At 58.5% G+C, this 23,516-nt stretch carries 21 protein-coding genes; 7 read left to right on the top strand and 14 right to left on the bottom strand.

Annotated features, from left to right (window positions below; translation table 11 throughout):
- Positions 1–110: 110 nt before the first annotated feature.
- The 3 genes from J2W17_RS19115 to J2W17_RS19105 all read right to left on the bottom strand — a co-directional run bounded on the left by J2W17_RS19115 (position 111) and on the right by J2W17_RS19105 (position 3,364).
- A complete protein-coding gene (locus J2W17_RS19115; RefSeq protein WP_307337542.1) occupies positions 111–1,295 on the bottom strand; it encodes a DUF1214 domain-containing protein in 1,185 nt (394 codons plus the stop codon).
- Positions 1,296–1,409: 114 nt separating this feature from the next.
- Positions 1,410–2,429 (bottom strand): zinc-dependent alcohol dehydrogenase, encoded by a 1,020-nt coding sequence (locus tag J2W17_RS19110; RefSeq protein ID WP_307337539.1) that lies wholly within the window; start codon positions 2,427–2,429, stop codon positions 1,410–1,412.
- Between the two features lie 137 nt (positions 2,430–2,566).
- Complete coding sequence (locus J2W17_RS19105) at positions 2,567–3,364, bottom strand: metalloregulator ArsR/SmtB family transcription factor (protein ID WP_307337536.1); 798 nt, start codon at positions 3,362–3,364, stop codon at positions 2,567–2,569.
- A gap of 209 nt (positions 3,365–3,573) precedes the next feature.
- Here J2W17_RS19105 and J2W17_RS19100 point away from each other — a divergent pair, with 209 nt between their 5' ends.
- On the top strand, positions 3,574–4,062 hold the full coding sequence (locus J2W17_RS19100) for a VOC family protein (RefSeq protein ID WP_307337533.1): 489 nt from the start codon (positions 3,574–3,576) through the stop codon (positions 4,060–4,062).
- A 25-nt stretch (positions 4,063–4,087) separates the two neighbouring features.
- On the opposite strand, the gene J2W17_RS19095 is transcribed toward J2W17_RS19100, so the two are convergent.
- Positions 4,088–4,864, bottom strand: coding sequence for an SDR family NAD(P)-dependent oxidoreductase (locus tag J2W17_RS19095; RefSeq protein WP_307337530.1), 777 nt, complete (start codon positions 4,862–4,864; stop codon positions 4,088–4,090).
- Positions 4,865–4,986: 122 nt separating this feature from the next.
- Between J2W17_RS19095 and J2W17_RS19090 the strand changes: the two genes are divergently transcribed.
- On the top strand, positions 4,987–5,307 hold the full coding sequence (locus J2W17_RS19090) for a 2Fe-2S iron-sulfur cluster-binding protein (protein WP_307337528.1): 321 nt from the start codon (positions 4,987–4,989) through the stop codon (positions 5,305–5,307).
- A gap of 59 nt (positions 5,308–5,366) precedes the next feature.
- Here J2W17_RS19090 and J2W17_RS19085 read toward each other — a convergent pair whose 3' ends face one another.
- From J2W17_RS19085 to J2W17_RS19075, 3 genes are all read right to left on the bottom strand, one after another.
- Entirely contained in the window at positions 5,367–6,161 is a 795-nt protein-coding gene (locus J2W17_RS19085; RefSeq protein WP_307337525.1) for an HpcH/HpaI aldolase/citrate lyase family protein, read from the bottom strand.
- Between the two features lie 91 nt (positions 6,162–6,252).
- The gene (locus J2W17_RS19080) at positions 6,253–7,104 is read right to left on the bottom strand and encodes an FAS1-like dehydratase domain-containing protein (RefSeq protein ID WP_307337522.1); all 852 of its coding nucleotides are present in this window, start codon (positions 7,102–7,104) and stop codon (positions 6,253–6,255) included.
- A gap of 17 nt (positions 7,105–7,121) precedes the next feature.
- Entirely contained in the window at positions 7,122–8,012 is an 891-nt protein-coding gene (locus tag J2W17_RS19075; RefSeq protein WP_307337519.1) for an enoyl-CoA hydratase/isomerase family protein, read from the bottom strand.
- A 485-nt stretch (positions 8,013–8,497) separates the two neighbouring features.
- On the opposite strand from J2W17_RS19075, the gene J2W17_RS19070 reads away from it, so the two are divergent.
- The 5 genes from J2W17_RS19070 (at position 8,498) to J2W17_RS19050 (ending at position 17,460) form a co-directional block, all read left to right on the top strand.
- A complete protein-coding gene (locus tag J2W17_RS19070; protein ID WP_307337516.1) occupies positions 8,498–10,177 on the top strand; it encodes a DUF1302 domain-containing protein in 1,680 nt (559 codons plus the stop codon).
- A gap of 14 nt (positions 10,178–10,191) precedes the next feature.
- Positions 10,192–11,562: a DUF1329 domain-containing protein gene (locus tag J2W17_RS19065; RefSeq protein ID WP_307337513.1), complete on the top strand. Its 1,371-nt coding sequence runs from the start codon at positions 10,192–10,194 to the stop codon at positions 11,560–11,562.
- 108 nt (positions 11,563–11,670) lie between these two features.
- Positions 11,671–12,723 (top strand): YCF48-related protein, encoded by a 1,053-nt coding sequence (locus tag J2W17_RS19060; RefSeq protein ID WP_307337510.1) that lies wholly within the window; start codon positions 11,671–11,673, stop codon positions 12,721–12,723.
- 65 nt (positions 12,724–12,788) lie between these two features.
- Complete coding sequence (locus J2W17_RS19055; protein ID WP_307337507.1) at positions 12,789–15,281, top strand: efflux RND transporter permease subunit; 2,493 nt, start codon at positions 12,789–12,791, stop codon at positions 15,279–15,281.
- Between the two features lie 88 nt (positions 15,282–15,369).
- On the top strand, positions 15,370–17,460 hold the full coding sequence (locus J2W17_RS19050) for a methyl-accepting chemotaxis protein (RefSeq protein WP_373459993.1): 2,091 nt from the start codon (positions 15,370–15,372) through the stop codon (positions 17,458–17,460).
- Positions 17,461–17,525: 65 nt separating this feature from the next.
- Here J2W17_RS19050 and J2W17_RS19045 read toward each other — a convergent pair whose 3' ends face one another.
- From J2W17_RS19045 to J2W17_RS19015, 7 genes are all read right to left on the bottom strand, one after another.
- Positions 17,526–17,951 (bottom strand): carboxymuconolactone decarboxylase family protein, encoded by a 426-nt coding sequence (locus tag J2W17_RS19045; RefSeq protein ID WP_307337502.1) that lies wholly within the window; start codon positions 17,949–17,951, stop codon positions 17,526–17,528.
- Positions 17,952–18,054: 103 nt separating this feature from the next.
- Positions 18,055–19,344 carry an MFS transporter gene (locus J2W17_RS19040; RefSeq protein ID WP_307337499.1) on the bottom strand — a complete coding sequence of 430 codons (1,290 nt, stop codon included), beginning with the start codon at positions 19,342–19,344 and terminating at the stop codon, positions 18,055–18,057.
- A 60-nt stretch (positions 19,345–19,404) separates the two neighbouring features.
- Positions 19,405–20,577, bottom strand: a complete 1,173-nt coding sequence (locus J2W17_RS19035) for an NADH:flavin oxidoreductase (protein WP_307337496.1) — start codon at positions 20,575–20,577, stop codon at positions 19,405–19,407.
- Positions 20,578–20,606: 29 nt separating this feature from the next.
- On the bottom strand, positions 20,607–21,167 hold the full coding sequence (locus J2W17_RS19030) for a nuclear transport factor 2 family protein (RefSeq protein WP_307337493.1): 561 nt from the start codon (positions 21,165–21,167) through the stop codon (positions 20,607–20,609).
- The gene (locus J2W17_RS19025; protein WP_307337490.1) at positions 21,164–21,976 is read right to left on the bottom strand and encodes an SDR family NAD(P)-dependent oxidoreductase; all 813 of its coding nucleotides are present in this window, start codon (positions 21,974–21,976) and stop codon (positions 21,164–21,166) included. The genes J2W17_RS19030 and J2W17_RS19025 overlap by 4 nt, the downstream gene beginning before the upstream one ends.
- Positions 21,977–21,988: 12 nt before the next feature.
- The gene (locus J2W17_RS19020; protein ID WP_307337486.1) at positions 21,989–22,780 is read right to left on the bottom strand and encodes an SDR family NAD(P)-dependent oxidoreductase; all 792 of its coding nucleotides are present in this window, start codon (positions 22,778–22,780) and stop codon (positions 21,989–21,991) included.
- A complete protein-coding gene (locus J2W17_RS19015; RefSeq protein ID WP_307337483.1) occupies positions 22,777–23,490 on the bottom strand; it encodes an SDR family oxidoreductase in 714 nt (237 codons plus the stop codon). The genes J2W17_RS19020 and J2W17_RS19015 overlap by 4 nt, the downstream gene beginning before the upstream one ends.
- Positions 23,491–23,516 lie beyond the last annotated feature (26 nt).

Genomic DNA, 23,516 nt, shown 5'->3' with positions numbered 1-23,516 from the left:
TGCCGATGGGTCGATCAGCCAGGCCTGGCCGCCGCTACAGTTGCCTGGATCTCGGCAAAGGCGGGATTGCGGCGCAATGTCAGGTCGTTGAAATGTCCCATTTCAGCCCCCTACCAGCGTCGACGCAGCTGCGCGCCAACACGCCGCTCACGCAGGGCTTCAGCGCGTTGCGCCGGGGTGAGCATCAACGTGTCTGGCGGAAGGTGGTCACGCAGTTGAGCGAACTTGACCTTGGTCAACGTGGGCGTAGGGTGCGAACTGCTGCGATACCACCGCCCGATCAACATGCCCTTGAGATGGCCGCCGCTGTCCAGCCAGTTCGCCACGCCGGGGTCCTCGACAGACAACACCGCGCGGAATCGACCGTCGCTGTCAACCTGAGCCTGATGGCCATTCAGGCTGCTTTGTCGGTGCACCAATTCGACCTGATTCCACAGGGCATCTACCACTTGGACGTTCCAGTAGACCAGTTGCTCCGGCAGTTCGGTTTCGAGGATCAGCGCTTCATCCGGCTCCAAATCGTAAACGCATTCGTAATAGGCTTGCGGCCAGTCATCGCCGTTGCCCAACTCGGGGTAGGTCGTCAGCTGCATTTGATGGAGCGGACGACTTTTGCGGCTGTTGGCGAGGATGCCCTGGCAAAGTTGCGACAGACGCTTCACGTATCCGCCAAACAGCTCACGTAGTTGCTGGTCGATGGTGGCTACACTCATCCGGGGCCGCAGCGCCTGCTCATCCAGATACTCAATGCACACCTTGACCTCTCGCTCCCGCCCCCAGTCATAGGAAAACTGACGCAGCAGCAGGAAACGTGATTCAGGGTGCAGGTACAGCCAGTTACCCTGATAACCCGGCGGGCGCTCACGGCTGAACACAACGTCGAAGCTGCCATCCTCAGCGATGTCGAGCATATCCAGGTCATAGTTGTTGAACCCGGGACCTGGCGGATTCGCCATGCCGATCATGTTTTTGCCAGTGGCGAAGCCCGCGACCGGAACGTTCCCTCGATTGCCGGACACGCGATAGGTGCCCTGACCGTTGACCGCGCTGTAGTGATACACCGCGTCCGGGTTTGGCTGGGCGAGAAACACCGAGTTTTCAAAGGGCGCCCAGTCGGGATAGAACGGGTCTGCCTGGAAGTACAGGAAATAGCCCTGGGACAAGTTCATGGCGAACTGACGGTAGAGTTCGGCGCGCAACTGCTCGTCTTGCGGCTCCCACAGTTGGAGCTCAACCTCGCTCGCCGCTTTGAGCAGATCGACATAGGTCGCCCAGGGTTGCAGGGAAGCATTCATTCATTCACCTCCGATGAAGCACAGTAAATTTCGCTGGTTTACCGAAAAATTGACAAACCTGTGGCGTGAAGCCCAATTCGCCCCGTGGTTTCAATCAAGCTTTGAACAGGCGTTTCATGCCCAGGGATGAATCATCACCTTGCAATGTCCGCAGGGAGTGCGTAGCGCTTCGAACACTGACGGCACGTCGTCAAGGGAAATATGCCCGGTGATCATGGCGCGCGGCTCCAGCGAGCCTCGGGCAAGCACCTGCGCCACGTAGTGGAAATCATCGACGGTGTAGGTGTTGGAAAAACGCAGATTGATTTCTTTCCAGACCGCCGTGGCTGGTACGAAGCTGTCGGACGACGTACAGAAGCCCAGCACCACGACCGTTCCGCTCTTTCGAACCACCTGGATCGCCTGGCCGATGCACCCCGGCTGCCCTGCACACTCCAGCACGATGTCGGGCAGCGCACCGAGGACCTCCTGGACCGCAGTCTCCAGGGGTTGCGCCTCGCTCTGAACGATGAAGGCGTCCGCCCCCATCTGAAGCGCCAACGCTTCCCGGCGAGTAGAGTTGGCCACCATGACGATTCGACCCGCACCCAGCTTGCGAGCGAAAAAGGTGGCGGCCAGTCCAATGGGTCCGGCCCCCATGACGAGAACCGTCGAACCCGGCTTGATACCCGCCATCGCCGCACCATGCAGTCCCACCGCCAAAGGCTCCAGCAGCGCACCGTCGTCGTAACTGAGCGATTGCGGGAGCTTGATCGAAGTCCGCTCGCTGACCGCGACATACTCACTGAAGCCACTGCCGAGCCCGCGAAATTCGGGGCAATGACTGGGATTTCCCTTCTGGCAGGCCTGGCAGTGCCCGCAGCCGGTGAATGGAAGAGCACTGATTCGATCGCCTATCCGCAACCCTTTGACATCAGCGCCTACGGCAACGACTTCACCGGCGTATTCGTGCCCGGGAATGGTTCCGGATGGATAGTCGAAAGCCGGGGCATGCCCTTGGGTCATGTGAAGATCGCTGCCACAGATGCCGCAGCTGTAGACTTTCATGACGACTTCACCGGGACCCGGATCCGGATCGGGACGTCGCTCGATGACCAGAGGCTCGCCGGCCGCGTGAAACACCGCTGATTTCATTATTGTTCTCCGCAGGTGATTACGTTTCCAGTGCTGCGAGTGGCTGAAGATGGCAGCCAAGCGTCGAGCACCTTGGAAACAATAGTTCACCAGGAAACAAAAATCGTCAACAGATTTTTTTGAACACCGTGCAGTTATTACCTCGAGTTCCGGCGAAGCAGCTCCTCGTTCATGAGGCCGTGGTATTCCTGCAACAGCTGCGACAGCTTCGCCAACCGCTCGGGTGGCAAGCGCTTGGCAGCGGCATGGTCGGCGCCATACTCATGGTGATTGAGGATGTTCGCCAAGGTCTCATGTGCTTTGGACGTCAGTGCGACATGGCTGATGCGGCGATCCTCCTGCGACCCCGTCCGTTGCAGCAATCCCAGACTTTCGAGATGACTCATCAGTTTGGTTACCGCGCCTTTGCTCAGCCCCAACCTTGACTGAAGCTGGGACGGTGTAAGGCTATCTTCCGGTGTCAGGTTGAGCGCATCGAGCAGAAGCAATTCGCTCCCTTGCAGGCCATGGCGTTCGGCGGTCTCCTTCAGCGCACGCTCCACGTACCGCCCCATCATCAGAAGGCGCTGGGTCACCGCGTACACATGCGGGTCCTGGCCAGGCCAGGTATCGGCCCAGCGGCGAGCAGCCAAGGCGATGGCATCGCTCGCCCCCCCAGTCAAAACCGTCTCCTGCGGTGCCTCAGGCTCAGCCAGATAATTCCTGAGCTCACTCAGTGCGCCTTCGCAGGCACTGTAGAGCGTGCGCCGACCATCGACTACCTGGGAAACCAGGCCCGCCTCGAGAAGCACCTTGAGATGCTGGGACACGGCGGGCTGACTCAACGGTAACTCGGCCACCAGGGTGGCCGTGTAGGCAGGCGTTCGGCGGATGCGATCGTAAACCGCTCGGCGACTGCCATCCGCCAGTGCGCGAAGCTTTTTATCATAAGTCATTGCTTATCTTGACCTGCGGAATGTGATGCGGGATGGCGGGATTAAACATAAGCGCTTACTTATATGTCAACTACCTAGCGTGATGCCTGGGCGGAAACGACGAATTTTTCTATAGAACTATTGAAAAATCGATGAGCGCTCGTTATCGTCTACGGCACGCAAGGGTGTCAATTTCAGGAAAGTCACTTTTTCAGCCCCTCGAACGAGGCATGATCAGTATGGAATTTGAAGGCAAGCTGTATCAGATCGGAGTCGTCGTACGCGATCTGGATGCAGGAATGAAACATTACCAAACCCTGCTCGGGCTCGGACCTTTTCGTCGACTCGACACCCATTACACCGGCCGCTACCGAGGCACCGTGCAGGAAATCGCCAACAGAAACGCGTTTGCGCGCTGGGGCGACCTGTACCTGGAAATGGTCGAGCCCGGTCGCGGCCAAAGCAGCGCCTCCGAATGGCTCGCGGCGCGCGGTGAAGGGATCTTCCACATCGGCTACGCCACGACCAACCTCGAACAACGTCCCGGTGGAGCGCAGGTCTGCTTCGAGACCATCGACAACCTGACCGAGAGCGGGCAGCCTGCCATCGTCCATCTCGATACGCTCGCCGAGCTGGGATACTTCGTCGAACTCGCCGAAGCAGGCCTGGCTGAACGCCTTGCGCGCTGGATTGATGGCGATGCAAGCCTGGATGAATGAGGCTTATACCGAACCAGAGCGCTGATCAACTGATCAGGAAGCCACCGTCAACCGCCAGAAGCTGGCCGGTGATGTAACGTGCTGCCGGGCTCGCCAAAAACAATGTCGCATTGGCAATGTCCTGCACGTCACCCATGCCGCCCAGCGGTATGCGCCCCTCGCCCATGATCGGCCCTTTGAGCTCGATAGCGGCTGATGCAGCGCGTGCACCTGCCGTAGGAATGCCGCCTGGAAGCACCGCGTTGACCCGGATACCATCAGCGCCAAATTCGAGTGCCGTGGTACGGGTCAGGCTGTTCACGCCCGCCTTGCTCGCATTGTAGGTACCGTTGTGATGCACGACGGCCTGCATGGACGACACCGATGAGATATTGACGATCGCGCCACCCCCGCTAGCTTTCATGTGGCGTATTGCTTCGCGCAAGCACAGGAAAGTGCCCCGAAGGTTGACCGCCTGCAGACTGTCCCAGAATGCTGTATCGACCTCCAGGAACGGCTTTTTAGGAAAGATGGCGGCGTTGTTAACTAATACGTCGAGTCTGCCATAGCGTCTTACTACATCCTCGAACATAGCAATCACTTCAGACTCTTGCGAAACATCAACCGCCATTGCATGGGCCTGCCCACCGGATTCGACAATGGACTTGGCGGCGGCTTCAGCGGCTGCAGGGTCCAGGTCGGCCACGACGATGCGTGCGCCCGTTTGGGCAAATGTTTCGGCGATACCGCGGCCGATGCCGGAAGCGGCCCCGGTGATGACAGCGATCTTGTTGTCCAAACGGAAAGCAGTTGGCAGCGTCATTCGGCGTTCCTGAAAAATCAGTGGTGGGTCGGCCGCCGCCAGTTTGACAGCAGGCCTTTTTTTCGTTCAGTATTCCTAACATCGTTCCGAATATCATATTAGATGCGAGTCAAAAAAAAACAATGCCAACGATAACGTTCATTCAATACGATGGTCGCGTACACTCAGTAAAGGCGGAAATCGGACAGTCAGTCATGCAAGTCGCGGTCGACAATCAGATCCCCGGCGTTGTGGGTGATTGCGGCGGCAATTGCAGTTGTGGAACCTGTCACGGCTATGTGGATAAGGTTTCGGCGGCCAAGATTCCGGCAGCCGACTCCTATGAACGGGACCTGCTCAGCTGTGCGTCAGCCCCGACGGAGGACAGCCGGCTCACCTGCCAAATCATCGTCACTGATGCCTTGGAAGGAATGATCATTCACTTGCCGGAATCGCAATACTGATTAGTACCGCATCCCGTGTGCCCCTCGCATGCCTGCTCGATGCCGATGATGGTTACCGCTCACGAAACACTTCCTGCGAGGGCTAGAAGATTTTGCGCGCGGATCAGCACGGGCAGGTCGACCATTGCACCATCCACCGACACTGCAGCACCACCCGCTCGCCTGCTGGCCTCGACCACGCGCTGGGCCCAAGCCAACTCCTGCGGTGACGGCGAGAACGCCCGGTTGACGAACTGCACTTGGCGCGGATGAATACAGAGCTTTCCTGCGAAGCCGAGTTCCCGACTACGCGTCGCTTCGGCGGTTATCACCTCGCCGTCGTCCAGAATGACGGACACCCCATCGATCGGCGCTTGCAAGCCTGCCACACGAGACGCCAGGACGATTTTCGACCGGGCATACAGAAGCGCCTCGTCTGTGTGCGCGCAGCCAACGTCGACCTGGAAGTCGATGGAGCCGAACGCCAGCCGTTCGACATTCATCCCACCCGCGACATCCAGCACGCGCCACACACCCAACGCGCTCTCGATCAGGGGCACAATCGCGGCATCGGTCGCGTCGGCTAACGCACGTATGGACTCAGCGGATTCCGCCTTGGGTAACATCACTGCTTTTACCCGCAACCGACGCAGCAGATCCAGGTCATCGGCGAACGCGTCGGAGCCTTCGCTGTTGATGCGAATCATCACCTCGGCGCCCTCTTCGATCGCCCGGGCGATGTGCTCTCGGGCGATCGGCTTGTTGGCCGGGCTCACCGCGTCCTCAAGGTCGAGAATGACCCTGTCGGCCCCTGCTGCCAGTGCCTTGGCGAAACGCTCCGGGCGGTCGCCCGGCACAAATAGATAAGAACGCATGATCACCCCGTACCCAGAATCGTCAGAAAGATAAGCACCAGCCACAGCAGCACCCAGATGAGGTCAGTGGCCAAAAGCGTGCGCCGATGCATCAGGCAAGCTCTGCCCAGGCGTCCATACACAAATAGCCATCGGCATCTTCCGCCCAGAGATGGATGCGCCCCGCTTGCTCTTCACACCCGCAAACCCGCATCGAACGCTGGTCGAAAATCGGCCGTAGCGCGCGAAAGGAAAAGGCGGTCACCTTTGCCGACGGACGCTCGTCACGGAGCAGGTTCATCAACAGTGTGGCTATCAGGGGGCCATGCACGACTAACCCCGGATAGCCTTCTTCTTGAGTGGCGTAAGGGCGGTCATAGTGGATGCGATGGCCGTTGAAAGTCAGCGCAGAGTAGCGAAACAGCAGCACCGGGTCCGGAAATAGCTCGCGAGTCCACTGAGCATTGGTCGGCGCAGGCTGGGCGCGTGGAGCAGGCTCGTTCGGACTGGGCGCGTCGCGATAAACGATGTCCTGTTCTTCTCGCACCCGTACCTGGCCCTCGACCGCCAATTCATGCAGCAGCTTGACGAATATCAGGCTTCCGCTTCGCCCGGTCTTGTGTGTCACGTCCAGAATAGTGGAGGTGCGCTCTACCTCTGCCCCGACCGGCAGCGCGCCCTCGAAACTGAGCCGACTACCTGCCCACATACGCCTGGGCAGCGTGACGGGGGGAAGGAAGCCGCCGCGAAGCGGATGCCCATCAGGCCCAACGGCGGATTGACGAGCCAACGGCAGAAAATACAGCCAATGCCACAGAGGCGGTACTTCACCTGCCGGGGTGTAAGGGCAATCTTCGCGATCGAGCGTCGCTGCCAGGGCATTGAGTGGCACGCAAGTGAGTACGTCGCGCTGGCATTCCTGGCGACCGATCCATTGCTCGAAAAACTGTTCATCGATAGGCACAGCGGTGAGTCCTTTTGTCATGGAGTGGCAGGATCGACCCGTGGACGATTCCCCTGCGCTGATTCCAGAAACCGATCGCGGCCACGCAGGATCTCGTCGCCAGCCATCAATTGATCGTAAAGCCTTCGGGCACAGTCCATACCGGCATCAAAATCCGATAAAGATGCCCCGGCCTCGACAGCCTCAAACAACGATCGTGATGCAGCATCTTGTTTGTCCGACAGGCACAGCCGGGCTTCCGCCAGGTCGCGTTGAATATCTGAGCCTGGGATCGCCCAATGGCGTATCAACCGCTGCTGTAATTCTTCATTGCTGGGCGGCATTGCCACCAATTCGGTCGCCAGCGCACATGCTGTGGAAAGGCCCTGCCCAGGTTCGGCAATCCGGTCAAACAGTGCGGTGCGGGAAAAGTTCGAAACTGCTTTCTGATGGCCTTCAATCATGAATTGCACAGCAGGGACGATGCCTAAAACGCGCGGCAAGCGCTGTGTCGCGGACAAGGGCAAGGTTCCCAGAGAAACCTCTGGAAGCCCCAGCATCGTGCCTTGTTCGGCGACTCGATAGTGACAAGCGAGCAATGTCTCCAGGCCGCCGCCCATGGCAAATCCATGTGCGGCTGCAATGACCGGTTTGCCGAGCTGCTCGATCGCCAGGTGAATATGACTGGACAACCCTGGCGCCGCGCTGGCACGAGCGGTTCCAAACTCGCGGATGTCCCCGCCTGCGCTGAAGCCTCGCCCACTGCCAGTCAGTACCACCGCTTTGACGCACTCTGTCACAGCTGCCCACTGCAGCGCGCTGTACAGCTGGAGCCGCAGACTCAGGCTAAACGCGTTGACGGGGGGAGCGTCGAGGGTAACCACAGCAACAGGACCGTGGCATTCTTTATGGACCTTCGCCTCACCCATGGTCGCACCTCACTGTTGCTCGTCGTCGATTGCCAAGGCCGGCCGATCCTGGCGGTGGCACGCGCACAAACGAAAGACTCAGGTTGAGCAAATATCTCACGATTCACAAGACCTCAATATTCGAATATACGAACAACGTTCAGCATAATACCTTGTTGAGATGCATGGCAAGTGCTCCTGTTGGTCGGCTGAAATCGTCAGGCGAAATTAAAACACACGTATGAAATTAGCCCACCCCAATCGTTAGCCAACACTTGCGCTGACCTCGGCTAACTCATATAAATGTTGTGCGTGTATGTGAACGCAATTCAAGAAAAGCGAATTCAGTGCTTCCAGGAATGCGGCGGGGAATTCTCCGAGAGGTACGTTACAACGCAGTGTAATGAACACGCAGTGCCTCGGGACCTCAGGTCCACCACGTCACTGCACTTGGAATGAAAACAAAAACAACAATTCAGAGGGCACTTCAGATGGATAAAAGGAAAATGCTGGTTTCTCGCCCCCTAACGGCAGCTCCCCTAATGCTCGCCAGCTTATGCCTGGCCATGGGGGCCAGCGATGAAGCGTTCGCCTTGCGCATCGATAGCGGCAACCCCGACCTTTCCATGAGGCTGGATACGACCGTGCGCTACAACCAGGGGTGGCGGGTCGACGGCCGAGACAAGCAGCTGGCCAACAATCCCAATTTCGACGAGGGCAACTACACCTTCGACAAGGGCGATGTATTTCTCTCGCGGCTCGACCTCTTCAGCGAGTTTGACTTGAACTGGCAGGACAAGTACGGCCTGCGCGTCAGTGGCGCTGCGTGGTATGACCATGACTTCCCTGACAAGACAGAAAGCGCACCTGGCTTGGCGCCCGTCGCCAACTACCGCAACAATGAATACTCGGGCTTGGTGAAGCGTTATTACGCTGGACCCTCTGCCGAGTTTCGAGATTATTTCGTGTGGGGCAACTTCAACATTGGCAACACCGAGTTGAACGCCAAGGTAGGCAGCTTCGCCTGGTTGCCTGGCGAATTTCTGTTCAGCAACGCTAGCAGTATGTCCTACGCGATGGCACCCAATGATGGTTTGCTGAGCGACCTCAGCCCGGGCGCCTCGGCCAAGGAAACCTCACTTCCGATCGGTCAGTTCGCTACCACCTGGCAGTTCATCCCTGAACTGTCCCTGATGTTCCAGTACACCTACGAGTTCGAACGCTCGCGTGTATCGGAAGGCGGCACTTACTACGCCGTTGCCGACGGGGCGCTCCGTGGTCCGGACTTCTTGGCCCCAGGCGTAGCACGTCGCGATGCCAAGGAAGGCGATAACGGTGATATCGCTGTTGGTCTGCGTTGGTCGCCGGACTGGGCAATGGATAGCAGTTTCGGTCTCTGGTATCGCAAGTTTGACGACAAGAACGCCAGCTGGGCCAACCAGGTCATCGTACAAAGTCCAACCGCCCCTTACTCGCGCGCCGTCTACGCCAAGGACATCGAACTGTACGGCCTGACCTGGAACGGCGTATACAAGTCCGTCAGCATTGGGGCCGAGGTTAACTACCGCACAAACATGCCGCTCAACACCACCGGCCAGACGTTCATCGCGATTGGCCGGCCTGAGCCAGGCAACCTTGATGGTGCCCGTGGCGATACTGTGCATGCTTTGCTCAGCGGCGCATTCACCATCAATAAGAATGCGTTCTTCGACAACGGCTCCATCGCCGCCCAACTGGACTACATGCATCTGGTTAAGGTCACCGACAACAAGGCCTTCTACAATGGCAGCAATAGTGAAGGTGGTTCGGTTGCCGGCCGGTGTGAAGACAAGGAACTGCTGCGTGGCTGCTCTACGCGTAATGCCGCTTCCTTGGGGGTTTCGTTCACCCCGGTATGGCAACAGGTAATGCCAAGCGTGGACGTCTCGTTCCCGGTATTCGCAACCTACGGCCTTTACGGCAATCCGGCTGCGCAGAACGCGGGTATCCCGCCTGAAGACTCCTACCTGCTCAAGTTCGGCCCGCGTGTGGAATACTTTGTCGGCTCAATGAAACATCAGTTTGACCTCGCGTACACCGCACGTCATGGTCGCACCGGCCAAATCAATGGTAACAATGCTTATTCCGGTCTGGGCTACTTGCATGATCGTGACACGCTGATCCTCACTTACCAAACCGCATTCTGATCGGGAGTTCCAGGATGAAAATAATATATACAACGCTGGCGATCACTCTATTGGCAGCCAGTGCTGCCCAAGCTGCCGTCTCACCTCAGGAAGCTGCAGAACTGGGGAAAACCCTGACGCCGTGGGGCGCCGAGATCGCAGGCAACAAGGACGGAAGCATTCCCGCCTATACCGGCGGACTGCCAACGTCGACACGTCCGGCAGGCTTTCAGCCCGACTCTGGACACTGGACCAACCCTTTTGCAGATGAAAAACCCCTGTACGTCATTACTGCGAAGAACGTGGATCAATACGCCGACAAACTGTCCGAGAGCACCAAGGCGCTCATCAAGCGCTTCCCCGATACCTACAAGGTTCCGGTCTACCCCAGCCACCGCACCGCTAACTATCCTGATTGGATCAATCAGAACAGCGTCGCCAACGCCACACGTTGCAAGACCATCGATGATGGTCTTGCCGTAGAGGGATGCTTCGGTGGCGTGCCTTTCCCGATTCCTAAAAATGGCAACGAAGTTGTCTGGAATGCCCAACTGCACTACAAGGGTGAATCGAACATCACCAAGGGCGAAGGCTGGTATGTCGACTCCAAAGGCAGTCGCGTATTGACCGGCGGCATCAACAACCGTGGCGATGCTCAGTACTACAACAAGGATCTGGACGTTGAGAAATTTTCGTCCGTCGGGACGTACCTGACCCAACTCAATATCTACACCGCGCCTTCGCGTAACGTAGGTGAAGGCAACCTGCAACGGTTCTATGTCAACCCTGTTGCAACACCAAACCCGACCTGGGCGTACTCCCCAGGTCAACGTCGGGTACGCCGCTCGCCAGATGCCGAATATGACTTCCCGGTTTCGACGTCGGGCGGCGCGATGCTGTATGACGAAATCTACGGTTTTTCGGGCAAGCAGGACCGGTACGACTTCAAGTACCTGGGCAAGAAAGAGATGATTATCCCGTATAACAACTATGACTGGATGCAAACGTCACCTGACGATCTGCTCAAACCCAACCACCCGAAACCCGATGCTATCCGCTGGGAGCTGCACCGCGTCCATGTTGTTGAGGCGACGCTCAAACCAGGGATGCGCCACGTGCAACCCAAGCGCCGGCTTTATTACGACGAAGATATCCTTGCCGCCGGCATGACCGACGCGTGGGACGCCTCAGGCAAACTTGCCAAAGGGATTTACATGCCTTCCTGGCAAATGTACGACAAACAGATCCCTCACACTTCTTCGATCTGGATGTTTGACCTGGCTACCGGTGTCTATTACCACACTAGCATCACGGGCGGCGCTCGAGGCGGAATTTTCCCTCAGCCCAAGATGCAACCTCCTCAATTCTTCACCCCCGAATCGTTGGCGCGTCAGTCCCAACGCTGATGGAAACGACAGCAGAAGGAGTAACCTTCTGCTGTCGTTCGGCTAATCAAGCGATAAATCAGCGACGGCTTTGGCAGAGCTATCGCTTGGCCAGAAATGGAGAAGACGATGAACGCAGTATTGAAGGTGCTGGCGATGAGCGCAGGTATGTGGAGTTGCGCATCCTCCGCTTTCGCCTTTACCGATCCACTCGACCAACCTGCCATGTTATCGGAGCGAGCTTCCAGTTCCCCGCTGTATGGACTGTCTGGCGATGGTAGCGCACTCGTTGTAGCGGTGGGTCCACGGGGCCATATCCTCTATTCCGAGGACGGAGGCAAGCATTTCAAGCAAAGCGAAGTGCCCCTGAGCAGCGACCTCGTCGCAGTTTATTTTGCCAGCGCAACGCAAGGCTGGGCGGTTGGCCACGATGGCGTCATCCTGCACAGCAGTGATGGCGGGACAAGTTGGGAGCGTCAGTTGGATGGAAGGCAGATAGGCGATCTCGCCGCTCGCTACTATGCAACGTTGCAAGGCAATGGCGAAGCGTTGGAACGCGCGAAGGAATACGCCCAAACGCTCAAGGACAGCGGTCCGGTTCGACCGCTGCTCGATGTTTATTTCGAAGACGAAAAAACCGGCTGGGCCATTGGTGCCTACAATCTGATCCTCCACACCACCGATGGCGGCAAACAATGGACGCCATGGATGGAGCGCGTCGAAAACCCGGATGAATACTCGCTGCATGCGATCCGTAAGGTGGGCAATCAAGTCTTTATCGTCGGCGAGCTCGGACTGCTGCTACGCCTTGACCGGGAGCAGCAGCGTTTCGTCAAACTGCAGAGTCCCTACCCCGGTTCATTCTTCGGGCTGACAGGTCGCGATGGGCTGCTTGTGGTATTCGGTCTGCGCGGTAACGCTTTTACCAGTCTCGACGAAGGCAACTCCTGGAAGAAGCTGGATACCGGAGTCAGTGACTCAATCAACAGTGCAACGATGCTCGCTGATGGTCGCTTTGTGCTCGCCAGTGCCAGCGGAACCCTGCTGGTCAGCGGTGCTGACGGCGACCGCATTGCAAATAAGATGTCTGAGGGTCGCAGCCCTCTCTACGGCGTGACGACCTCCAGCTCAGGCATGGTGGCAATCGGGCCCAATGGCGTGCACCTCGTCGCCCAGCCATAAAGAACAACAAATCGTGCGCCCGTCCGGGCAGCGCGAGTACTCGCTTCCCCATCGGAGAAACCGCGATGGCTATAAAGATGGATAAGGCCACGGATAATTATCCCGTGATCAAGGATCGTCGAGACTTCGACCAGAAGACCGGCAATCGCGTTGAACGACTGATCTTCAATTACCGAGCTTCGATCATACTGGCAATCATGCTGGTATCGCTGTTTCTTGGCTGGCAGGCAACACGGCTGGTGATCAATGCGAACTTCGATCGAATGATTCCCACCTCCCATCCTTACATTCAGAATTTCATTGATAACCGAAATGAGCTGAGTGGTCTGGGCAACAGTTTGCGCATCGTCGTGGAGAACACCAAAGGCGACATATTTGACCCTGCTTACCTGGAAACGCTGAAGCAGATCAATGACGAGGTGTTCTTGACCCCAGGCCTGGACCGGCCGTGGATGAAATCGCTGTGGACGCCCATCCTGCGCTGGACGCAAGTGACAGAAGATGGCATGCGTGGCGGGCCCGTCATGCCCGACCATTTTGACGGTTCACCGGAAAAGCTCGACGAGTTGCGCGAGAACCTGAGCCGTTCCGGCGCACTTGGCCGAATCGTGGCTAATGACTACAAATCGTCGATGATTACCGTTCCCGTGCTTGATCGCTACCCCGACTCAGGCCTGCCGATTGATTACAAGGCGCTGTCGCAAGCCCTTGAAGAAAAAGTTCGGAGCAAGGAAGGCGACGGCATTCAGGTGCACATTGTCGGGTTCTCCAAGTTGGTAGGTGACCTGATCCAAGGTATGAACAAGGTCTTGATGTTTTTTGGCATCTCGGCATTGATCGCCACTGCTTTTGTCTACGGTTACTCCCGTTGCCTGCGCAGTACATTGATGCTGGTCGCTGTATCCATTTTAGGCGTTGTCTGGCTCTTGGGACTGATGCATCTGGCGGGTTATGAACTGGACCCGTACACCATTCTGGTGCCTTTCCTCATTTTCGCCATCGGGCTGTCACATGGCGCCCAGAAAATGAACGGGATCATGCAGGACATCGGCCGAGGCACCGACAAATACGTGGCCGCACGCTATACCTTCCGACGCTTGTTCATGGCCGGGCTCACGGCACTGCTCGCCAACGTCGTGGGCTTCGCCGTGCTGATGATCGTCGATATTCCGGTGATCCGTGATCTGGCGCTGACTACCAGCATCGGCGTGTCGGTGCTGATCTTCACCAAGCTGATCCTCATTCCCATTCTGCTCTCCTACACCGGGGTCAGCCAGAGCGCGGCCAACCATTCGCTTCGTGAGCAAAACGGTGAAAAGGGCCTGCTCAATCCCGTCTGGGCATTCTTCGCGGCATTCACCCGTCGCAAATGGGCGGTGTGCGCGATCGTTGTCGCTGCCGTGCTGAGTACTACAGCCCTCTTCGTTCGGCTCGACCTGCAAATCGGCGACCTCAGTGCCGGCGCCCCGGAACTGTGGCCAGACTCGCGCTACAACCGCGATGTCGCTTTCGTCGCGGCGAATTACGGGCTGTCCAATGATCAGTTTGCGGTCATGGTCAAGACCCCGCCTAACGTGTGCGATCACTTCAGCAACCTGGTGGAAGCAGACCGACTTGGCTGGGAGTTGAGCCATGTGCCTGGGGTGCAGGCCACGGAATCCTTCGCGACCCTGACCAAGCGCGGAGTCAGCGGTACCTACGAGGGCTACTACAAGTGGAACAGCATTGTGCGCGAGCCTCGTTCCCTGGGTTATGCAGCTTCGCAAGTGCTGGTGAACAACCCTGACGTGCTCAATCCCAAGTGTTCGGTGTTCCCGGTCATGGCCTATCTCACCGATCACAAGGCCAGTACGCTGAGCGGCGTGCTTGAGCGGGCAGAAGCGTTCGCGAAGAAGCATAACAGCGCCGAAGTGCAGTTCCTTCCAGCGGCAGGCAGTGCAGGGATCGAAGCCGTCACCAATATCGTCGTCAAGGAGTCGTTCTACAAAATGCACGCGCTGCTCTACGTGGGGGTGATCCTGCTGTGCCTGATCACCTTCCGCAGCTGGCGGGCTGTTCTCGTAGCGCTTATCCCGTTGTTGATCACCACGGTGTTGTGCGAGGCCCTGATGGTCTGGCTCGGCATCGGGGTCAAAGTAGCGACGCTGCCGGTTATCGCGCTCGGCGTCGGGGTAGGCGTTGACTATGCGCTGTACTTGCTGTCGATCCAGTTGCTCCTGCAACGGCGTGGGTACACCCTGTTCCAGGCCTATACCGAGTCGCTGCAGTTCACCGGCCGCGTCGTGGCCCTGGTCGGTATGACCATGGCTGCAGGCGTGATTACCTGGGCCTGGTCGCCGATCAAGTTCCAGGCCGACATGGGCATATTGCTGGCGTTCATGTTCCTGTGGAACATGCTCGGAGCTCTGATTCTCATCCCTGCCCTGTCCTACTTCCTTTTGCAGAGCCGTGAACAAAGGAAGCAGGCGCAAGCGGCAAGTGTCGAGGCTGAGCTGGCGGAGGAAAATCCAACGACCAAATCCAGCCTCAAAAAAGCGGTAACAGTCAGAACCGCGTAAGCACCGACTGCTGGCGGCCCGCTTCGGCAGGCCGCCAGCGACCGTCCAGTTCCCTCCCCTTTTAATAACGTTCCGCCGGATCAGTGCTATGTGCGCCAGCATCGCTGCGCGTCAACGTTCGCTGGTCCCGGAATTCCCACAACAAGAAAAACCGATAAAAAATCGGGAAAAGGATAGAGACATGAAATTCATACTCAGCCCGGCGGTTGCGTTGATGAACCGTTTGAATTTCACCCTGAAATCCAGCTTGATCTGCTCCCTTATACTGGCCCCCTTGCTAGCGGCCGAATATTATTTGACCCGCGATGTATACGAGCAGATCAGCACTGCCCGCGTCGAACGCGAGAGCCTGCAGACGCTGCATACCTACCTGGACATCGTCCGGGATTTACAAGCGCTGGCTGATCTCTCGGAATTGCTGCTGGTTCACGGCACGACGGGGCGCGCCGCCGAAGCGATAAAAAAGTCAGACGCGCTTGAAGAATCAGTTCTAAAGAAACTCGACAGCATGACCTGGAACGATACTGGCGAATTCGGCAAAAAGCGCGATGCCATCGTCACCAGTATGAAAGCCGCGAGCAAGGAACAACTCTGGTCAGCCAAGCTGGAAATTCGCCGCAAGCAGCTGGCACACTCACTTAACCTGGGCCGATTCATCTTCTCCGACGCGGGACTTTCCCAAGATAGCGACCGCGCCATCCGCCAACTGGTGGACCTGTTGGCCAGCAGTACGCCGCGAGTTACGGCGATCCTGGGCACGACCCGCGCCGTCGGCTCTCTGGTGATGCTCGACCAGCAACTCGGCTCCGCCAGTGCCATTCGCCTGGAGCAGGCCTTGATGGCCTTGGCTAGCCTCGAAGACGAATACCGCCAGACCCTCGATGACTTGAAGGAGCCCGCATTGGCCGAACCGGCCGCGCAAAGCCTGCAGACGCTCAAGCATCAGCAAGATGTACTGGCCAATGATCTGCTGGCCAGCGACCAACTCAATACGCCTTGGCAGACGTTTTATGCCAAGGTCACTGACGAGATGGCCAAGACCTACAATTTCAACGAGGCGGTGCTTGAGCTGATCGATGAGAAGCTGCAGGCGCGTATGGATCGACAGGTCATCAACCTGGGCATGCTGATCGCTTTTCAGGCTTTGTTGCTGCTGGTTATCGTCTATCTGTTCTGCGGCTACTACGTGTCAATCCGCGCATCCCTCCAGGGCCTGGGGACGCTGCTGGAGCAAGTCGAAAAAGGCGACATGACCTCGCATTACATCCCGTCCAGCCGCGACGAGCTTGGGGATCTGGGTCACAAGCTGTCACGGGCGCTGGCCAGGACACGGGAGCTGATCGTCCGGGTAAGCGCAACCGCCACTCAAGTGGCACAGCGCACTGCTCAAGTCGAAGTCCATTCGGTGGATGGTTATCAGGCCATCTCCAGCCAGAGAGACCAGATAAACCTGCTCGCTACTGCGATGAGCCAAATGACGGCGAGCTCGCAGTCGGTGGCCGGAAATGCTGCAATGGCCGTCGACAGTGCGCACCGAGTCAATCAGCAGACGGTGAACGGCCGGGCGTTGATTGATTCGCAGGTCGCAGCCATCGCAGACTTAAGCAGCGAGATGGAGCAGTCAGTCGCGGCAATCGACCGGCTCGCGCAGAACAGCCACCAGATCAGCCGTGTAGTCGAGGTGATTAACAGTATCGCGCAGCAGACCAACTTGCTGGCACTCAATGCCGCGATCGAGGCCGCCAGGGCTGGCGAACAGGGTCGAGGCTTTGCCGTAGTCGCCGATGAAGTACGTACCCTGGCCAAGCGAACCCAGCAGTCCACGAGCGAAATCGGGGAAATGATCGATGTGCTTGGGCAAGGGGTCGCGAAAGCTGTAGAAACCATGAACACCAGCCACGACCTGGCCAGCCGTTGCAAGAGCCAGTCTCAGCAAGTGGAAGACGCGCTGACCGACATCCTGAAATGTGTCGCGGACATTCTTGATCAAAGCCAGCAGATTGCCGCTGCGGCGCAACAGCAGAGTGCAGTGGCGTTGGAAATAGACCGTAATATCGTCGAGATCAATAGCGCTGGCACACGCACCGCTACAGGGGCGGGTCATACCGAAGATGCATGTCGCCAGTTGTCGATTCTGGTCGTTCAGATGGAAGAGGCCGTAGGCCGATTCAGCGTTTAATGCCCGGTTTTTAGTTAGACAACATCTGGAACTGGGGGCATGAGTGGGACTGCCCCCGTTCGTCGTTACAGCAGGCCTGTTTCTGCCGCAGTTTTGACCCCATCATCCAAACCGCGTTCACGCAACACTTCAACCGCCACCGCCAGTGCGCTGGACACCGCTGGAAACCCGACATACGGCACGGTCTGGATGATCACTTCCTGAAGCTCATCAGCAGTCAGTCCGTTGTTGAGACCGAACCGAAGGTGGTTGCGCAGCTCTTCGGTCTGACGCAGTGCAATCAGCGAGCTAATCACGACGATGCTACGCAGCTTTAGGTCCAGCCCTGGGCGAGACCATACAGCGCCGAACGCGTGTTCGACGGCCATGCGCCCCACATCAGCGGCGAAGCGCCCGGAGGTGACATTTGCCTCCATCGTCTTGGCAAACTCCGGTCCCATCATGCGGACCATCAGTTCGTAGCCAGCTTTCCAATTGTCGTTATCAATCATTTTCAACACTCCTGGAGTAAAGAGAAATTCCAAGCGCGGGAGACCGGCCTTGCAAAGGCCAGCCTCTTAGCGGTTAGCCAAACCTGAGGCCGTCGTGGCCACCTCATTTGGTGTGGGCAACGCCTGCAGCCGGCGTGATCACCACGGGTTCTGCCTCGACCGGCGACGGTTCACTGGATGGGTACCGCCCCATGCCGAGGTAGCTGAACGCGGACAAGACGAAACAGGCAGCGGCGACGACCAGCGCCACATTGTAATTTCCGAAATAATCGTACGAGAGGCCAATCAGCGAGCCCTGAAGGGCGATCATCACTGCGATGCACAACACGCTCAGCCCGTAGATCGATGCGTAGGAGCGCATTCCGAAATAGCGCGCAATCATGAAGGCCACTACATCGATTTCGGCCCCCTGCCCCAGCCCCAGCAACACCAGCGCGACGATAGCCACCCAGAGTTCCAGCGAATCCGGCAGCAATAGCAGGCAACCCAAAGCAGGACCCAATGTAAAAATACAGGCCACCAGGGGCGCCCAGATACGGTCAACCAGCAGTCCAGTTACCACGGCCCCTACGAGGGCCGAAACTCCGACCACTCCAATCAGCGCCGCAGCGCTGGCAGCCTCCAGTCCTTTACCTACCAGCAATGGCTGGAACTGTGAAAGCAAGGCCACAATGGGGGCATAGTTCAATGCAGAAGCCAGGCAAACCAGCACTATCTTGTGATTTTTCAGCAATTGAAGCATGGAGGCCTGACGTCGATCTGCGTCCTGCTTACGCGGTGCCACCACGCTCGCGCCACGCACCCAGAAATAAGCTGTAGGCAACGCGGTCAACAAGATGAGCACACCCAGCGCAACGTAGCCCATCCGCCAGCCGTAGTTGGCGATGATTGCAAAAATCGTTGAGGGCAATAAGGCACCGGAAATCGCCAGTCCGGACCGGGTAATGGCTAAAGCCAGACCGCGTGAGCCGACAAAGGCGCCGCTGACCACACGAGTGAACGTCAAGCCCGTGGTCGCCGTACCCACTAGGCACAGCACGGCGTAAAACAGGTAGTACAGCGGCAGCGGCCCGTGCTGGATGGCCAGCAGAAAATAGGCCATCGCGGTCAACAGCAAGCCGCCGAGCAGCACCGGGCGAACACCGATACGATCAACCAGTCGACCGAGCGCCGGCGAAATGAAGGCGGCAGCGAGACTGGCATTTTGCGCCAGGGCAATTTCGCCCCGGCTCCAGCCAAACGCCTCCTGAAGTGGGCCTACGAACAGGCTGGAAACCGATGGCCATACCGACAGACACGCTCCGGTGCCGATCAGTGATGCCAGTCCGAGACGCCAGTTCGCACGCCATTCACGCTTGGCGATGCCCCAGGCACCTGTGTTGTTGACTGTCATGCTGTACCCTTTTGTTGTTATGGAGGGTTCGCGTGCCAGAGGCACGCGGCGGTCGAAGCGTCAGTTGAGCCCCGACAGCGCTTCGTTGGAAAAAGGGTCGAACGCTTGGCCCTGTCGGGCCTTTAACGCCCACTGGGGGTCTTGCAAGATCGAACGCCCGACACCCACCAAATCAAATTCGCCGCGATTGAAACGCTCCATCAACAAATCGAGGTTATTGCTGGCCTGGGCGCCGCCCTGTTTGTTGCTGTCGTACATGCCGTTGTTCAGGCCGACACCACCTACCGTCATAGAAAGACATCCGGTTACCCGCTTAGCCCAACCGGCAAGGTTCATTTCACCGTCCGGGCCCGCCTGTTCCGGAAATTCCGCTCGGTTGAAATAGCGCACGCTGGCGTCAAAGACGTCGACGCCAGCCTCGGCGATGGGCGCCAGTACGTCCTCGAGCTCGGCCGGGCTGTTGGCCAGACGCGCCTTGAAATCCTGCTGCTTCCATTGCGAAAAGCGAAACACAATAGGCATGTCGGGGCCTATTGCGCGTCGTATCGCACGGACCACTTCTGCCGCGAAACGGCTACGCTCGCGTCGACTCCCACCCCACATATCCGAGCGCTGGTTGGTCACCGACCAGAGGAAATTGTCGATCAGATAACCATGCCCGCCGTGAATCGCGATGCCGTCAAAACCGCACTCGAGCGCATGCATCGCACTGCGGGCATAGGCTTCTATGACCTCTTCGATGTCCCGTTCGGTCATGGGTTGGGTGGGCACCAGTTGGCTCTGGACGTAGAAGTCCGGAGATGACGTCAGTCCGCCCGGCAACCCCCAGATCCCCGAAGGACGCATCGAGGCGACCTGCGGGTGAGGACCGGTGCCCTGTCGGCGCATCACGCCTTGGTGCCACAGTTGCGGGAACACGACGCCACCGGCATCGTGCACCTGCGCAACGACACGGCGCCAACCGTTCAGCGCCTGTTCTCCATACAGGTGGGGCAAGTCACTTTCACCGATGCCGGCTTCACCGAGCGCCGCAGGATGATCGATCCCGACGGCTTCGGTGATGATCAAACCGGTTTCACCTTCAGCGCGGCGCTGATAATAGCTGGCTACATTCTCGCCAGGCACACCGTCGGGGCTGTAATTACGGGTCATCGGCGCCATGACGATACGATTTTTCAATCGTAGCGAGCCGACACGCAAAGGCTCGAACAGTGGGGCAAGCAGTGTGTCCATCGGATTGTCCTCGAAATGTTGGCAAGTCTTCAGCGAAGAGCGTTATGTGCGCCTGAGCCGACCCAGAAACGCTCCCAGGTCGCAAAGCTTGAAGGCAGGCGTGGTTGATAACGTTCACCGGTGTATTTACCCGGCCAGTTCTGCCATACCGGATCGCCGGGACGTTGCAACCAGTCGGTGGAATACCAGTGGCGCTCATCCCGTCGCGCGAAATACCATTGGCCGTCACGGCATACGTAATGATCGAAATAACAGATCGCCATCACTACCCAGTGCTCGCCGTCTTCGTGTTCTGCCCGGCAATAGACAGTGCCGGTCGCATGCGTAGCGTCCTGAAAGTCCAGGGTCTGCCCGCAAACCTGGTGCACGCTGCGGTGGAATGCCTTAAGGATCTGCTCGGAGCTGTAAAACGCTGCAAGCGCTTCACGTCCGATGCCCCAGCGCCCGCAGTCGACATCGTCGACAAACAGTGCGACCAGCCCATCAACATCGCGCGAGTCGACTGCCAACGCGTACCTCGCAGGCAATTGCCCAATGGCGAGCTGAGCCTCCAGTCGCTCGACGCGCGCCAACAACGCAGCCTGGCTCATGCCTGCTCCCCCGCCAACCAGCGACGCTCATCGGCCAGATACGGTTGATGCGACAACAGCCCGCCATCGACATTGATCACCTGGCCTGTGATGAAGCCAGCTTCCTCGCTCGCCAGGAACACCACGGCATTGGCGATATCCACTACGTCGCCCAGCCTGGGCGTCAGATGATGCGACAACATCATGTCGCCGGCCGGGCCCGCGTACGTCCCGGCCGTTGCCGGCGTCACGATCAAGCCAGGCGCCACCGCGTTGCAACGGATACCTTGCTTGCCGTGCTGCGCCGCGACATAGCGGGTCAGATTCTCGATACCGGCCTTGGAAACGGCATAGGCGCTATATCCCGACGCGCCGGCCTGCGCCGACCCGGAGCTGGTATTGACAATGGAGCCGCCACCGCGGCGCACCATATGTTCAAGCGCGTACTTGGTCGCCAACATGGTGCCGCGCAGGTTGATGCGCATGGTGTCGTCCCAGACCTTGGTGTCCATTGACTCTACCGGGGCATCGAAGTGGGACGACAAATGTGTGGCCGCCGCGTTATTGAATAGGATGTCGAGACCGCCGAACGCTGCGACCGCCTGTTCGATCATTTGGCGGATCGAGTCCTCATCGCCCAGGTCCACCCGCGTCGAGGAAGCGGCCATGCCCTCTAGAACCAGCTTATTGGCTTGTTCCGCTGCGCCTTCGACATTGATATCAGCAAGCATGACCTTGGCGCCCTCTTCGGCCAATCGGCGGGCAGTCGCCAAGCCAATACCTGAAGCTGCACCGGTCACGATGGCAATCTTGTTCGTAAGTCGTTCCATCTTCGGCTCCTTTCACACCGCGGTATAAAGGCCGCCATCGACCTGGATGACCTGCCCCGTCACGTAACCCATGCCTGGAACGCACAGGCTGGCGACTGCCTGGCCGATATCCTGACGCTCATCACCCATTCGCCCGAGCGGGAAATTGGCGATATAGCTGTCGCGCAAGACCGGGTTGAGCTCAAAAAAGGCCGCTGACGCAGCGGTCAGTGCGGAAGGCGAGATAGCGTTGACGGTGATGCCCTGCGGGCCCCACTCACGCGCCAGTGCTTTGGTCAGTCCGCGAATGCCGCCCTTGATGGCCGCGTAAGCTGGATTGAGCGCAGCACCATGCAGACCGAAGGTCGAGCAGAGCAGGATCACCCGCCCTTGACCACTGGTGCGCAGCGCTTCATAGCCGGCAAGCGCACAATGATGGGCGCCCGCAAGATCGACCGCGACCTGTGCGTCCCAGTCGGCATCGTCAAAATCCTGTAATTGCTTGGGATGGCCCGAAGCACCGTGTGTGGCGTTGTGAACGAGGATATCGAGGCTGCCGAATCGCTCGAGCGTGGCTTTGACAGCGTTGTGCATGTCTTCGAGGCGGGTCACATCGCCTTCCACGGACAGTGCTTCTGCCCCTTCTGCTCGCACGAGGCGCGCCGTCTCTTCACCCGTCGCACCACGTCGCGCGACGATGACAATTCTGGCTCCGGCAGCGGCCAGTTCCAAGGCAATGCCGCGCCCAATACCACCGCCTGCCCCGGTGATCAAAGCGGTTTTGCCCGCCAGGCTTTTGTTTCGCGTTAGCTCATTCATGTTCATGGCACCATCCATACGCCGCCATCCACTGGGATCGACGCACCCGTGATGGCTGTGGCTCCGATAAGCATCGCGATGGTTTGCGCCACCCCGGTCGTGATGCCCGGCACGAAGCCGAGCGCGGGTGGCGGTGGTCCCATTTCAGGGCTCAACGGCAGCGCGGCGTTGGCCAACTGTACGTCGAACACGTGAGCATCCAGACCCAGCCAATTCAGACGAATGCCCTGTGCACCCCATTGCCGCGCGGCGGACTTCATCATCGCTCGCTGCCCCTCGCTTAGTACGGACAGCGCCGTCAGCCCGCCAGCCCCCGTCAGGGAAAAGTTGGGGCCAACCACCACGATACTTCCCGGCTCACCTGCCAGGGTCCGCCAAGCCGCTTGCAGGCAATGCCGACTGGTACGAAGCGGATCGAGACAGGCCCTGCGCCATTGCTCAGTGGACAACGAAACGAACGGGCGCGCTTGCCGGCTCTGGGGGTTGCCGACGGCCAGGACGATGGCATCGACGCCGCCCATTGCAGCCCTGGCTCGCCCAAAGGCAGCTTCGATGGCAGCGAGGTCTGTGAAATCCTGATCAGCATCAAGTCCCACACACACTGCTCCCAAGGCACCGAGGGCATCGCGTAAATGACTCAATTCCGGGCATCCAGGCGTCGCCACCAGCACGTTCATGCCTTCGAGCATCTGTTTGTTCCAGGCCGGCTCCGTCATCGTAAGTCCTCTGTTGTTCTTATGGA

This window comes from Pseudomonas lini (genome assembly GCF_030812475.1).
In the GTDB taxonomy this organism is placed as follows: domain Bacteria; phylum Pseudomonadota; class Gammaproteobacteria; order Pseudomonadales; family Pseudomonadaceae; genus Aquipseudomonas; species Aquipseudomonas lini_A.
Note: the sequence above shows the minus strand (reverse complement) of the source record. Positions and strands in the feature narration are given on the sequence as shown.

Excerpts from the sequence above, each read along its gene's own strand:
- J2W17_RS19115 (WP_307337542.1), bottom strand. The coding sequence starts at position 1,295 with ATGAATGCTTCCCTGCAACCCTGGGCGACCTATGTCGATCTGCTCAAA.
- J2W17_RS19110 (WP_307337539.1), bottom strand. The coding sequence starts at position 2,429 with ATGAAATCAGCGGTGTTTCACGCGGCCGGCGAGCCTCTGGTCATCGAG.
- J2W17_RS19105 (WP_307337536.1), bottom strand. The coding sequence starts at position 3,364 with ATGACTTATGATAAAAAGCTTCGCGCACTGGCGGATGGCAGTCGCCGA.
- J2W17_RS19100 (WP_307337533.1), top strand. The coding sequence starts at position 3,574 with ATGATCAGTATGGAATTTGAAGGCAAGCTGTATCAGATCGGAGTCGTC.
- J2W17_RS19095 (WP_307337530.1), bottom strand. The coding sequence starts at position 4,864 with ATGACGCTGCCAACTGCTTTCCGTTTGGACAACAAGATCGCTGTCATC.
- J2W17_RS19090 (WP_307337528.1), top strand. The coding sequence starts at position 4,987 with ATGCCAACGATAACGTTCATTCAATACGATGGTCGCGTACACTCAGTA.
- J2W17_RS19085 (WP_307337525.1), bottom strand. The coding sequence starts at position 6,161 with ATGCGTTCTTATCTATTTGTGCCGGGCGACCGCCCGGAGCGTTTCGCC.
- J2W17_RS19075 (WP_307337519.1), bottom strand. The coding sequence starts at position 8,012 with ATGGGTGAGGCGAAGGTCCATAAAGAATGCCACGGTCCTGTTGCTGTG.
- J2W17_RS19070 (WP_307337516.1), top strand. The coding sequence starts at position 8,498 with ATGCTGGTTTCTCGCCCCCTAACGGCAGCTCCCCTAATGCTCGCCAGC.
- J2W17_RS19065 (WP_307337513.1), top strand. The coding sequence starts at position 10,192 with ATGAAAATAATATATACAACGCTGGCGATCACTCTATTGGCAGCCAGT.
- J2W17_RS19060 (WP_307337510.1), top strand. The coding sequence starts at position 11,671 with ATGAACGCAGTATTGAAGGTGCTGGCGATGAGCGCAGGTATGTGGAGT.
- J2W17_RS19055 (WP_307337507.1), top strand. The coding sequence starts at position 12,789 with ATGGCTATAAAGATGGATAAGGCCACGGATAATTATCCCGTGATCAAG.
- J2W17_RS19050 (WP_373459993.1), top strand. The coding sequence starts at position 15,370 with ATGTGCGCCAGCATCGCTGCGCGTCAACGTTCGCTGGTCCCGGAATTC.
- J2W17_RS19045 (WP_307337502.1), bottom strand. The coding sequence starts at position 17,951 with ATGATTGATAACGACAATTGGAAAGCTGGCTACGAACTGATGGTCCGC.
- J2W17_RS19040 (WP_307337499.1), bottom strand. The coding sequence starts at position 19,344 with ATGACAGTCAACAACACAGGTGCCTGGGGCATCGCCAAGCGTGAATGG.
- J2W17_RS19035 (WP_307337496.1), bottom strand. The coding sequence starts at position 20,577 with ATGGACACACTGCTTGCCCCACTGTTCGAGCCTTTGCGTGTCGGCTCG.
- J2W17_RS19030 (WP_307337493.1), bottom strand. The coding sequence starts at position 21,167 with ATGAGCCAGGCTGCGTTGTTGGCGCGCGTCGAGCGACTGGAGGCTCAG.
- J2W17_RS19025 (WP_307337490.1), bottom strand. The coding sequence starts at position 21,976 with ATGGAACGACTTACGAACAAGATTGCCATCGTGACCGGTGCAGCTTCA.
- J2W17_RS19020 (WP_307337486.1), bottom strand. The coding sequence starts at position 22,780 with ATGAACATGAATGAGCTAACGCGAAACAAAAGCCTGGCGGGCAAAACC.
- J2W17_RS19015 (WP_307337483.1), bottom strand. The coding sequence starts at position 23,490 with ATGACGGAGCCGGCCTGGAACAAACAGATGCTCGAAGGCATGAACGTG.